Consider the following 12,611-nt stretch of genomic DNA (forward strand, 5'->3'; position numbering starts at 1 on the left):
CTATCTGTTTTTTGAATAGAACGGTTTTGCCCGGAGTGTATTTTCAGTGCCCCGTAAAAAAGAAGAGATAATTTATATTGTAGCGAAAGCTAAAGCGGAGCCGCCGCCGGAAGAGGGCTTGCCGCCGTGGATGGCCACCTTTGCGGATATGGTTACCCTGCTGCTTTGCTTCTTTGTTTTGCTGCTTTCCTTTGCCAACCAGGACGTTGCCAACTTTGAGACCTTGAAAGGTTCCATGCGTGATGCCTTCGGTATCCAGAGTCAGGATAAGACAGGAAAGCATATGGCTTTTTCCAAGAGCCCTCATTCTGCATCCTCCACAAGCGCAAAAGCCAAAAAAGATATGCAAGCCCTAGAGGTTGATATCAGGGCTTTTATTTCGGCGGGGCAGATGCAGAAGTTGATGGCAGTTAATACTGACCAGCAGGGGGTATTGGTCAGAGTGCCTTCCCGGGCTATTTTTAAACCCGGTACCGCCCAGATTAACCCCAATGCCACGATGGTGCTGGATAAGGTTGCCAGTATTATGCAAAAGAAGAAATTTAATCTGGTGGTGCGTGGGCATACAGATGACCGGGCTACCAAGAATAATCTTTACAGTTCCAACTGGGAACTTTCAGCAGCCAGAGCTGCTTCCTGCCTGCGGTACATACTCAAGAAATCCGGTGTTTCATCCAAAAGGGTTAAGGCTGTAGGCTATGCCGGGACCAAGCCTTTGGTGCCCAATACTTCAAATAGAAACAGGGCAATTAACCGCAGGGTGGAATTTTATTACCAACCGCCTTCTGATAGCTGGTAAATATAATTTTTGCAGCATTGAAAATGCCCGGTGTCTTTTCCAGATACCGGGCATTTTGTTTTATGTTGTAATTTCTGAATGTTCTATTGTTTCTTGCGTTTTTCCCAGAGCTTCATTTCTTTCATCTTCTTGCGCCGTTCCCGTTGCAGAGATTTACAGACCAGCGGAGTCTTTTTGGCATATCCCCATTTTTCGCGATATTCGTCAGGGGTCAGGCCGTATTTTGCCAGATGCCTTTTGGTCAGTACTTTAAATGACTTGCCTGATTCAAGACAGATAATGCTTTTTTCCCTGATAGCTTTCTTGGGGTCTACCGGGGGCGTCGGTTCAGGAGAGCTGCTGTCGATCATTCCTTCGCTTATTTTTTTTATTCCTGAGGCAAGTTTATGTACCATGGAAGTAATTTCTTCTTCAGTCATGGTTCTAACACTGGCCTGTGCTTTTACTATTTCAAGAGCTTCTTTAAGATTATCTTCCATGTTCTCTCCCTTCCCATGTTTTACGGTTGCCGTATAATTTATGTATTAAATTTTTAGTCTGTTGATGTAAGAGCGCATTCTGTTTGGTGTAGAAGCTTAATATGAGAGCTAATACTCGCTTCGAAAATTTAATCAACTAAGACTAACTATGAATAGCATTATATGTCCATAAAGGTGAAGTAGAATATGAAAAAACTTTCTACTTTTTTAGAAAGCTGGAATGCAGAGTATAATAACTTGCCGAATTTAGTGTGGTTTAGTTCGCTACTTAAGGAATAAATAGTTCAGGCTAATGTCAATGCCCAAGGATGTAACTTTTTGTTTTAATCTAAAAAGCATGTTTGCGTTACTTTTTTTTGAGAGTTGATGTATAAAAACTATGTAGAATTAATTTCAATAGGCTGTGTCGGGTTTTACCTTGTTAAGCGTGGGTTTAAATATATCAATTTCGAATAGATAGAGAGGATGCTATGCCTAAAAAGGATATTGCTGAGTTTCTGGAAGAGATTGGAGGAATGGACGTTGAATCCCTTGTGAATAGTGTTTGCCGGCATCATCTGTCGTATTTGGGACGCGATTATGGACGGACCGATCTGTTTTCACTTTATCAGGCTCTTGCCTATACACTGCGTGACCGGCTGGTGGGAAACTGGATTAAAACCCAGAGATCCTACTACAGTCAGCGAGCCAAGAGTGTATATTATCTCTCTTTGGAGTTTTTGACCGGGAAGTCGTTGGCAAGCAATACCATAAGCCTTGGCGTGGAAAAGGAAGTGGCCGCGGTTTTGGAAAAATTCGATGTTACCCTTGATGAAGCAGAAAGTGCGGAAGCTGATGCTGGGTTGGGAAACGGGGGATTGGGACGGCTTGCTTCATGTTTTCTGGATTCTATGGCCAGCTTGGGAATTCCCGGATACGGGTATGGAATCAGGTATGAGTATGGAATATTCAAACAGGCCATTGAGAACGGGGAGCAGGTTGAGGCCCCGGATGACTGGCTGCATAGCGGTAATCCCTGGGAATTCAACCGTAAGGGATTTATGTTTACTGTCCGGCTTTACGGCCGCGAAGAGCAGTATACACATGAAGACGGTTCTGTACGACATCGCTGGGCTGACAGTGCAAAGGTCATGGCTGTGCCTGTGGATATGTTGATCCCCGGATACAGGAACGGAAACGTTATCAATATGCGTCTCTGGGAAGCCCAGCCCGCAAGGCGGTTCAATTTCGATCTGTTCAACAGTGGTGACTACATACGTTCCATGGAAGATGCTGTTCGTTCGCAGACAATTTCCAAGGTGCTTTATCCGAATGACAGGCTGAGTGAAGGGCGGGAGCTGCGTCTTGTGCAGCAGTACTTTTTTGTCTCGGCAACCATTCAGGATATGATGCGCCGTTTTATGAAGCTCAAGCTTGATTATTCGGAATTACCCAATCGGGCTGTGGTCCAGCTCAACGAAACCCATCCGGCTATCGCCATTCCGGAATTGATGCGGATCCTTATTGATGAGCATATGTTGAACTGGGATGTGGCTTGGCGTATCTGCCGCCGGACTTTTGCCTACACCAACCATACGGTCATGCCGGAAGCTCTTGAAACATGGCCGCTGGATATGATGCGCAAGGTCCTGCCCCGTCATGTCTCAATTATCTTCGAGATCAACCGCCGTTTTATGGAAGATGTGAAGAGCCGTTTTCCCGGTGATGAGGATAGGCTCAAGCGCATGTCCATTGTCGAGGACAGTGAGTTTCCGCAGGTGCGTATGGCTTGGCTGGCCGTAGTAGGCAGTTTTATTGTGAACGGGGTGTCCGCTCTGCATGGAGAATTGATCAAGAAGAGTATCTTTCAGGATTTTGTGGAAATGTATCCGGGCCGCTTTACCTCGGTCACGAATGGAATAACTCCGCGCAGGTGGCTGCGCCAATGCAACCAGCCCTTGTCTGATCTGATCACCGAAAAGATAGGTGACGGGTGGGTCACTGATCTCGCGCAGTTGCGCAAGCTTGAGCCGCTGGCTGAAGATCCTGAATTTCAGGATCGCTGGTACAAATGCAAGCTCAAGGAAAAAAGGCGGCTGGTAGAATACGCACGTAATGAATACGGGCTCTACCTTCCTGCGGACTGGATGTATGATGTCCATGTTAAACGTATTCATGAGTACAAGAGGCAGCTTCTTAATGTGCTCCATGCGGTAACCCTTTATTGCCGCCTGAAGAAAGATCCCAACAGTGTTGCCGTGCCGAGGCTGAAGATTTTTGCAGGCAAGGCTGCACCGGGCTATTTCATTGCCAAGCGCATCATCAGGTTGATCAACTCCGTGGGCGCGGTGGTCAACTCCGATTCAGCTGTAAACCATAAGCTGCGCATCGCCTTTATGCCCAACTACCGGGTTTCGCAGGCTGAGCGGATTATTCCGGCCACAGACCTTTCGGAACAGATATCCCTCGCAGGAACCGAGGCTTCGGGTACCGGTAATATGAAGTTTGCCCTTAACGGTGCCTTGACCATCGGTACCCTTGACGGGGCCAATATCGAAATCATGGAAGAGGTCGGCCGCGAGCATATGTTTATCTTCGGTATGGATGCCGATGAAGTGGCCGCGCGCAGGCATAACGGCTACAATCCTTCTGAAATAGCTTCGACGGATCAGGAGCTTGCCGAGGCCCTGCATTACATTGGTGACGGGACTTTCTCGGAAGGTGACCGGGAGTTGTTCAGGCCGATTCTTGATGCCTTGTTTAACGGCGGTGACCAGTACATGGTTCTTGCCGACTACCGTGATTACGTTGATGCTCAGGCTCGGGTTGATGAATTGTGGCTGGATTGTAAGAAATGGCTGCGCAGTTCAATTCTCAACACAGCCGGATCAGGACATTTTTCCAGTGACCGGGCCATTCTGGACTATGCCCGTAATATCTGGGGCGTGCGGCCTATGGATATGGATAAATAGTCTGGTCTTTTTTGCAAATCATTAGCATGTCCGTCTGCCTTCATTGAGGGCAGGCGGATATGTTTTTGTATTAGCCTATATAGTTAGCGGGATGAGGGCGGCTTTGCCTTAAGCTGGAAATTCTCTTATATTATCGCCTCCGGAATGATAACAAAAATGGATTACCGATAATGAAAATGAAATTTCGTCCTTTTACAGCCCTGTTACTGATTATCCTCTTGTTGGCAGGAGTCTGCACTGCTCTTTTTCACATGGGCTTTTTTGATGCTTTTTTCGCTGAAAAGGTGGAAGTAAGCCAGCAGCAGGAAGGTGAAGGTCCTGTTGTGCGTCGGGAGGTCAGTAAGATTGTTTTGCCTCTTGAGTCCGCAAAATCAACTGCTCCAGACGTAGCTGAAGAGTTGAATGAAGCCGATATCAGTGGACAGGAGCCTACTGTTACCCAGCCGTCACCCGTTGTAGAAAAGAAAGAGGAAGTCGTCTCTGTTGCTGAAAAGCCTGTTGCAAAACCTGAGGTTGCAGAGCCTAAGGCTGTTGAAACAAAGGTTGTGGAACAGAAAAAGATTGCCGCGAAGCCTTCAAAATCCTCTGTTTCCAAGAGGACGATCTCAAAAGTGAGCTTCTCTTGTGAATCTGCTAAAGCTTCTGTGGATGTTGCGCTTTCTGCTGCTCCCGGAAAAGTAAGCTGGTTCAATCTTGATAAACCGCGCAGGTTGGTTATGGATATCCACGGGAAATGGCAGAATAAGGCTAAATCGCTATATCGTTTGAAAGATTGCCCGGTTCAGAAGATTGTACTTGGCGAACATCCGGATAAGATTCGTGTGGTTGTCTACCTTGATGAGAAAGTTGTTCCCGCGAAAATAAAACCGGGGATACGTAAGCATGATAAAGGGTTGTCTTTTGATTTAGGATTCTGATTTTTCGACTTTTTTTGATTTTTAAAACGCCTTGTAAATATATTTACAAGGCGTTTTTTTGTTTTTTGGGCTGATAACTATTTGTTTTTTAGTTCTTTTTGGCATCTTTATTTTGCGTAACATAAACGTAACAGCCGAGTCATTGCTCTGTAACCCGTGCCGGATAGTTAGTTTGTGTCAGCTGATGCAGGCTGGCCACTATTCGGTGAGTATCAAGTAAGATCAGGGATCGGTTGAGCCTGATCCGATTTTATTTTTATATAATTACGGAGAGAATGTAATGGGGCAAGCTGTTAAAATCGCTTCAAGGAATTTGGATTTTTATTACGGGGACTTCAAGGCTCTTGAAGATATTTCCATGGATTTTGAGGAAAACAGGGTTACCGCACTTATCGGACCTTCCGGTTGCGGTAAGAGTACTTTTCTGCGCTGCCTGAACAGGATGAACGACCTTATCCCCGGAACCCGTGTTGACGGCGACCTGACTCTGGATGAGGAAGATATTTATGCTCAGGGTCTTGATGTGGTTACCCTGAGAAGGCGTGTCGGTATGGTTTTCCAGAAGCCCAACCCTTTCCCTAAATCCATATTTGAGAACGTTGCTTACGGCCTGCGTGTAAACGGCATTCAGGATAAGGAATATGTTGCCCAAAAGGTAGAAGACAGTCTCAAGGGCGGCGCGCTCTGGGATGAAGTTAAGGACCGCCTGCATTCTTCGGCTCTAGGTCTTTCCGGCGGTCAGCAGCAGCGTCTTTGTATCGCCCGTGCTTTGGCTGTTGAACCGGAAGTCCTGCTTATGGATGAGCCTGCCTCTGCGCTCGATCCCATCGCAACCCAGAAGATCGAGGACCTGATTCACGAGCTCAAAAAGAATTTCACCATCATCATCGTAACCCATTCCATGCAGCAGGCTGCCCGAGTCTCCGATCAGACCGCATTTTTCTATATGGGGCGTCTTATTGAGACAGGCAAAACCGAAACCATGTTCACCAAGCCAAAGAATAAGCAGACCGAAGATTATATCACCGGTCGTTTTGGTTAAGTCGATTTTGAATTATATTTGAGGTCCGGTTAATGGACTGCTGAGGAGTGTTTATTTATGGAGCAACGTGCTCATTTTATAAAAAAAATGGATGATTTGAAGGTCCAGGTTCTGAGAATGTCCAGCATGGCGGAGACTGCCTTGCATAGTTCCGTAAAGGCTTTGGCTGAATGCAATGCTGAGCTTGCTGAAGACGTTATCATGAATGACATCAAGATCAACGAACTGGAATGTGAACTTGATGAACACAACCTGAGTCTGCTGGCGCTGGATCAGCCTATGGCGAGAGACCTGCGTTTTATCGTCGGAGCCATGCGGATCAGCAGCAACCTTGAGCGTATCGGCGATCAGGCGGTCAACCTTGCCCATCGTGCGGTATTCTTGAGCACCCGCCCGCCGCTTCCTTTCAACCAGCAGCTTGATCAGATCTGTTCTGTGGCTTCAGAAATGGTCAGCAAAGCGGTCAAGGCGTTTGCAGATGAGGATCATGAGCTCGCGGCTCAGGTCTGCGGCATGGATAATGAAGCTGATGCCCTCAATGTCAGGATTCTCAAGGGACTTATCGAGAATATGGTTTCCGAGACAAGGATTGTTGAGCGCGGAGTGCATCTTATTATGGCTGCCAGCAGTCTTGAACGTATTGCAGATCAGGCCACCAACATTGCCGAATCTGTGATTTTTATAACCAAGGGTGTGAATATCAAGCATCAGTGTAAAGGGTAGACTGCAGCTGACTTTGTCTGCGAAATATTCAATGTGAAAGAGCCGGGTTTGTCCGGCTCTTTTTTTGTCTTAAGCTTTGAATGCAAACGATTTCAGGTCTCAGGGGGCTGAGGAATTAGGTTTACATAAGTGCTTTTTTAGGATAGAAGCAGTTCTCTTAATCTCAGAAGGGTTTAATACCCGCTGGGAATTATCCCGTAACGGGCATTAGGGATGAAGTGTGGCCCCCTTGGGTCAACGGACAATCTGGGCATCGGCTGCCTCGGAACGTGTGAGCAGGTTGATTCCAATGCGCTTCTCCCATGATATATATGCCAAAATTTTGTCCGAGGACATCGTTGTTGGAGGTAACCCATGGAAAACAATGAAAACATGAACGCCGAAATGGAAATGGACTTCGAGGCTGCCCTTGAAGATTATCTTAATGCCGATTTCGGAAATCTGGACGAAGGAAGCATCGTTTCCGGTGAAGTAGTTAAAGTAGACAAGGACTTCGTTCTTATCGACGTTAACTTCAAGTCCGAAGGCCAGATTGCAGTATCTGAATTTTTGGATGCAGACGGCAACATGACTGTTGCTGTTGGTGATAAAGTAGACGTTTTTGTTGCTAACAAAAACGAAAACGAAGGCACCATCCACCTTTCCCGCGACAAAGCCAAGCGCATGCAGCTCTTCGACAAACTCGAAGAAATGCAGGAAAACGAAGGCGTTGTCGAAGGCAGAATCATCCGCCGCATCAAAGGTGGTTACACCGTTGATCTCGGTGGCGTTGAAGCATTCCTGCCCGGTTCTCACGTCGATCTGCGCCCCGTTCCCGATATGGACGCTCTCGTGGATCAGACCTACGAATTCAAGATCCTCAAAATCAACCGTCGTCGCAGCAACGTTATCGTTTCCCGCCGTGTTCTTCTCGAAGAACAGCGCAACGAAATGCGTTCCCAGCTGCTTGGAACTCTTGAAGAAGAGCAGACCGTTAAAGGTAAAGTCAAGAATATCACCGAATACGGTGTGTTCATTGACCTCGGCGGTCTCGACGGACTTCTGCATATCACAGACATGTCCTGGAAGCGCATCAAGCATCCTAAGGAAATGGTCGCACTCGGTGATGAACTCGAACTGAAAGTTCTGAACTTCGACAAAGAAGGCCAGAAAGTTTCTCTCGGTCTCAAACAGCTCGTTCCCGATCCGTGGGAAGATATCTCCGGCAAATACCCCGAAGGTGCTAAGTACACCGGTAAGGTTACCAACCTCGCTGACTACGGTGCATTCGTTGAGTTGGAAGCTGGCGTTGAAGGTCTGGTTCACATTTCTGAAATGTCTTGGACCCGCAAGCTGCGTCATCCCTCCCAGATGGTACGCGTTGGCGACGAAGTCGACGTAGTTGTTCTGGGTGTTGACCCCGACAAGAAGCGCATCTCCCTCGGTATGAAACAGGTTAAGCCGAACCCCTGGGATGTTGTTGCTGAGAAATTCCCCGAAGGTACTATCCTTGAAGGCCAGATCAAAAACATCACCGAATTCGGTGTGTTCATCGGCATCGAAGACGGCATTGACGGCCTGATTCACGTTTCCGATATCTCCTGGACCCGCAAGGTTCGCCATCCTTCAGAAGTATACGCTGTGGGTGACTCTGTACAGGCTAAAGTCCTCACTGTTGATAAAGAAAACGAGAAGTTCACCCTCGGTGTTAAACAGCTTTCCGAAGACCCCTGGTCTCAGGTACCCACTAAGTACCCCGTTGGCTGCACCCTCGAAGGTCTCGTTACCAACATCACTGACTTCGGCCTCTTCGTAGAAGTTGAAGAAGGTATTGAAGGTCTGGTTCACGTTTCTGAAATCTCTCACAAGAAGATCAAGAATCCTTCCGAGATGTTTAAAGAAGGTGTTACCATCCAGGCTAAAGTCATCCACGTATCTGCTGATGAGCGTCGCCTCGGCCTCTCCATCAAACAGCTCAAGGAAGACACTGAAAAACGTCAGCCTAAAGAATTCCGTTCCGGTCCTGCCGACAGCGGTAACACTCTGGGCGAACTGCTGAAGCAGAAACTTGCTGACGCAGCTGATGCAGCTGCAGCAGAGACTGAGGATGAAGAATCCTAAGAAAGGTTTCTCTGTCAGACATCCGTTTCTATTCGGTTTCAGTCTGCTATTAATGGCTGTGGCTCTCCTATGGGGAGCCGCAGCCTTTTTTCATGGAAAAGTGGACTTGTTCAGTGCCGGAAAGATCGGGGTGGTCAATGTGCAGGGAACCATCATCAATTCATTGCCTACGGTAAAATTTCTGCGTGATCTGCGCCGGGATGATTCAGTTAAGGGCGTACTGCTGCGGGTGAATTCTCCGGGGGGTACAATTGCTCCTTCCCAGGAGCTCTACCATGCTGTGAAACGGTTCGCCGAGGTTAAGCCCATTGTAGCTTCATTCGGTACTGTTGCGGCTTCCGGCGGGTATTACGCTGCGGCTCCGGCAACCAAGATTATGGCCAGCTCCGGTTCCATAACCGGTTCCATCGGGGTGAAGGCCGAGTACGCCAATTTTCATCAGCTTATGGAAAAGGTCGGGGTTAAGCCGGTCATTATCACCAGCGGTACGATGAAGGCCGCCGGTTCACCTTTTGCCGAGCTTACACCTGAACAGCGAGAATACCTGACTGCGTTGATTATGGATATGCATAATCAGTTTGTAGATGATGTCGCATCTGCACGTAAGCTTGACCGTGAACAGGTTGAAAAGATTGCTGACGGGCGGGCCATCACCGGGCGTGAAGCAAAGGAACTCGGATTAGTTGATCGCATCGGCGGATTTGAGGATTCCGTGACAGTGCTCAAGGCCCTTTGCAATATTGAGGGTGATGTGACGGTCATAGAAGGCCCGGAAGAAGAAAAGCCGTTGCTCAAGGAAATTCTGGGTTATTTTGGAATTACTCCTGAAGGTTCCGCTACCGGAGACGGGCTGATCTTTTCGTACTGATTAGATAGGGCAGCAGGATTTATGAAGTGCACTTTTCTGGGCGTAGGCTCCGCATTCGACGCAAAGCAGACTAATGTCTCCGTTCTGGTGACTGCCGAAGAACGAACTCTACTTCTCGATTGCGGGTTCAATGCCGGACATCAATGCATGCGTGCGCTCCAAGATCCATCCCTGCTTGATGCTGTCTGGATTTCTCATTTTCATGGCGATCATTTTTTCGGGCTGCCCTTTCTTTTTGGTTCCTTTCTGACGTCAGGGCGAACGAAGGAAGTACATGTTTGCGGTCCGCTGGGGATCGAGGATAAGGTTGTTCGGCTTATAGACTTAGCCTATCCGACCATGCGGGCAAAGCTCGGATTTAATGTTTGTTTCCATGAATTCAGCCCCGGGGATGAGAAATGCATTGCCGGATTCAATCTGCGAACCTGTGTGATGGATCATTCAGAATCTGCGCTGGGTTTGCGGCTTGAATGCGCGGGCAAGTCTGTCTTTTACAGCGGAGACGGAAAGCTGGATGAAAATTGCCGGAGCAATGGACTAAATGTTGACCTTGGTATACTCGAATCATATGGGCTGGATGAGATTGTAAAAGGTCATTCCAGTGTCGCAGAATGTATTGATTTTGCATCTTCAGCTGGAATGGGAAAAGTAGCCCTTGTGCATTTGGAGCCTTTTGTGCGAACCTGCAGTAGTAATAAGATTATGGAAATACTGGCGCAGGTTGATGAGTGTGAAATGTTTTTGCCTGAAGAAGGATGTTGCGTCGAACTTTGATGGTATCGACAGTTTTATTGCATCGCAGCGAGGCTAAAGTGGCAACAAAATATGATAAGATAGTACGCGAATTTTATGAAGAACAGGCTGGCTTTACAGTTCTGCTCAGTGACGAGCCTTCATTTTATAAGCTGCTGCGCGGTACCCTGCATAAAATTTTAGCTATCCGCCGGGATTGCTTGGCTTATTATCAGGATCAGGCTCCGTGTTTATCCGAAATCAAGGATAAGATCAGTGCTAAACAGCCGGTACTTGTTTTTGTGGAAAGGTTGGTAAAGGGTAGGCCTACAGCTGACTTTATCTTGAACATCCGCAGGTTATTTCCTGAAATTAAAGTGGTAGTTCTCACTGATGAAACCAGTCAGGAAGAGCTCATCTTTCTCCATGAACTCGGGGCGAACAACATCATTACCAAACCCGTTTCCGTAGACAGTCTGGTCCAGAAGCTGGCCTTTACAATCAAGCCGCAGGGCAAGCTTGCGCAATTGGTTGAAGCCGGGAAGACTTTTTTACGTAACGGTGAGCTTGATAAAGTCCTGCTGGTCAGTGCCAAGATCCTTGAGATCAAGCCTGATAGCCCCGCTGCCTTGATGCTGCAGGGTGATGCCCAGTCCGGCATGGGCCAGCGTGATGAGGCCTTGAAATCATATCTGCAAGCCCATGAGCAGTCCAAGGTGTTCATGGAGCCGATCAAGAAGCTGGCTGAGTTCTACAAGGGTAATGATAACGACCAGTATCTGCACTATTTGAAAAAGCTTGATTCCATCAGTCCGCTTAATACTGAGCGGAAGTGCGAGATTGGCCGCGTGCATCTGGAGCGCGAAGAGCTTGATGATGCTGAAACATATTTTGATCAGGCTGTGCGTTGCGCTGTGAAAGAGGCTCACAATTATCTTTCACAGGTTATGAGCGGAATTGCGGAGTCCCTCTTTGATGTGGCCCCGGAAAAGGCTGAGAAATACTACGCCAAACTGCTGTCGGTTAAATCCGGCAACCTGAGCGTAGACGATCTGGAGACTTACAACAGGTTGGGCATTGCCTTACGGAAACAGGGTAAGTGGATGCAGGCAGTGGAAAACTATCAGGCTGCGCTCAGGGTTGCTCCCAACGAGCCGGGACTGTTTTATAATATCGGTCTGGCGTACAGTGATGGTAAAGAGTACGCCAAGTGTGCCAAGTATTTTAAGCGGGCGGTGCGTTCTGATGGGATGATCCATAAAAGTGCAGCGTCTGTGGCCCGCAATATTGTCGGAATTTTTCTCAAGGTCGGTATGAATGATGAAGCCCGTGTAGTCCTTGGGGAAGCTCTTACTGAATTCCCGGATGATGATAAGTTGAAAGCTCTGCTTAAAAAGAGCGAATCGCCGCAGGGCTAGTCATACTCTTCAGTTTTTATCAGGAAGTTTCATGTATTTTTTAATTGCACTTGTTTTCGGCTTTCTCATCTTTATGATTCTTTATGGTCGCTATATGAATGTTAGTGGAAATATAGGTCAACGAAGAATCCAAATCGATAATTTGCGTGATGAAGTGGAATTCAAGGTCGGCAAGTTAAAAAAAGGTACGCTTCAGATTAATCGCGAAATTGCTGATGCAACCAGAAGTCTTGATGATTTGAAGAGCAGTTTGAATGATGCGAGGAGCAAAAAATGATTCTAATGTTCGGTATTTGCGCAGCGATTATGCTCTCTGCACTGGTTATAAACAGGATGATTACCAGTTGGCATAGGGATACAATCAAGGCTTTCAAGGCTGAGGAGGCCAGTTTGCGCAGCCGTCACGCAAGGGCCATGGCGGAGCAGAAAAAAGCTTTAATGAAGTTGCGCAGGGTCAAGAATCAGATCACTACCTATGAGAGTATGGTCGTAGATGCTCAGATGAAAGGCGGCGAAAAAAATTTAAGAAGATAAATTTTAGAAGATAAAGTCTAAGCGCCCTATCTTTTTTCGGAAGGATAG

Annotated in this window: 12 protein-coding genes; 11 read left to right on the forward strand and 1 reads right to left on the reverse strand. The window is 47.3% G+C overall.

Features of this window, described 5'->3' with window-relative positions; all coding sequences use genetic code 11:
• Positions 1 to 46: 46 nt before the first annotated feature.
• Positions 47 to 799, forward strand: coding sequence for an OmpA family protein (locus ACKU40_RS18065; RefSeq protein ID WP_320174177.1), 753 nt, complete (start codon positions 47 to 49; stop codon positions 797 to 799).
• An 83-nt stretch (positions 800 to 882) separates the two neighbouring features.
• On the opposite strand, the gene ACKU40_RS18070 is transcribed toward ACKU40_RS18065, so the two are convergent.
• Positions 883 to 1,278, reverse strand: coding sequence for a MucR family transcriptional regulator (locus ACKU40_RS18070; protein ID WP_320174178.1), 396 nt, complete (start codon positions 1,276 to 1,278; stop codon positions 883 to 885).
• 470 nt (positions 1,279 to 1,748) lie between these two features.
• Between ACKU40_RS18070 and ACKU40_RS18075 the strand changes: the two genes are divergently transcribed.
• The 10 genes from ACKU40_RS18075 to ACKU40_RS18120 all read left to right on the forward strand — a co-directional run bounded on the left by ACKU40_RS18075 (position 1,749) and on the right by ACKU40_RS18120 (position 12,563).
• Positions 1,749 to 4,229, forward strand: a complete 2,481-nt coding sequence (locus ACKU40_RS18075; RefSeq protein WP_320174179.1) for a glycogen/starch/alpha-glucan phosphorylase — start codon at positions 1,749 to 1,751, stop codon at positions 4,227 to 4,229.
• Between the two features lie 170 nt (positions 4,230 to 4,399).
• Positions 4,400 to 5,146, forward strand: coding sequence for an AMIN domain-containing protein (locus ACKU40_RS18080; RefSeq protein ID WP_320174180.1), 747 nt, complete (start codon positions 4,400 to 4,402; stop codon positions 5,144 to 5,146).
• Between the two features lie 280 nt (positions 5,147 to 5,426).
• Positions 5,427 to 6,188, forward strand: coding sequence for a phosphate ABC transporter ATP-binding protein PstB (gene pstB, locus ACKU40_RS18085; protein ID WP_320174181.1), 762 nt, complete (start codon positions 5,427 to 5,429; stop codon positions 6,186 to 6,188).
• Between the two features lie 57 nt (positions 6,189 to 6,245).
• Positions 6,246 to 6,911, forward strand: coding sequence for a phosphate signaling complex protein PhoU (gene phoU, locus ACKU40_RS18090; protein ID WP_320174182.1), 666 nt, complete (start codon positions 6,246 to 6,248; stop codon positions 6,909 to 6,911).
• Between the two features lie 354 nt (positions 6,912 to 7,265).
• On the forward strand, positions 7,266 to 9,011 hold the full coding sequence (locus ACKU40_RS18095; protein WP_320174183.1) for a 30S ribosomal protein S1: 1,746 nt from the start codon (positions 7,266 to 7,268) through the stop codon (positions 9,009 to 9,011).
• Positions 8,998 to 9,879 carry a signal peptide peptidase SppA gene (gene sppA / locus ACKU40_RS18100; RefSeq protein ID WP_320174184.1) on the forward strand — a complete coding sequence of 294 codons (882 nt, stop codon included), beginning with the start codon at positions 8,998 to 9,000 and terminating at the stop codon, positions 9,877 to 9,879. Before ACKU40_RS18095 ends, sppA begins: the two co-directional genes overlap by 14 nt.
• Positions 9,880 to 9,900: 21 nt before the next feature.
• Complete coding sequence (locus ACKU40_RS18105; RefSeq protein WP_320174185.1) at positions 9,901 to 10,653, forward strand: ribonuclease Z; 753 nt, start codon at positions 9,901 to 9,903, stop codon at positions 10,651 to 10,653.
• 38 nt (positions 10,654 to 10,691) lie between these two features.
• Positions 10,692 to 12,029, forward strand: coding sequence for a tetratricopeptide repeat protein (locus tag ACKU40_RS18110; RefSeq protein WP_320174186.1), 1,338 nt, complete (start codon positions 10,692 to 10,694; stop codon positions 12,027 to 12,029).
• Between the two features lie 31 nt (positions 12,030 to 12,060).
• Entirely contained in the window at positions 12,061 to 12,306 is a 246-nt protein-coding gene (locus ACKU40_RS18115) for a hypothetical protein (RefSeq protein WP_320174187.1), read from the forward strand.
• Positions 12,303 to 12,563, forward strand: a complete 261-nt coding sequence (locus ACKU40_RS18120) for a hypothetical protein (RefSeq protein ID WP_320174188.1) — start codon at positions 12,303 to 12,305, stop codon at positions 12,561 to 12,563. Before ACKU40_RS18115 ends, ACKU40_RS18120 begins: the two co-directional genes overlap by 4 nt.
• Positions 12,564 to 12,611 lie beyond the last annotated feature (48 nt).

The organism is Maridesulfovibrio sp. (assembly GCF_963666665.1).
Taxonomy (GTDB): domain Bacteria; phylum Desulfobacterota; class Desulfovibrionia; order Desulfovibrionales; family Desulfovibrionaceae; genus Maridesulfovibrio.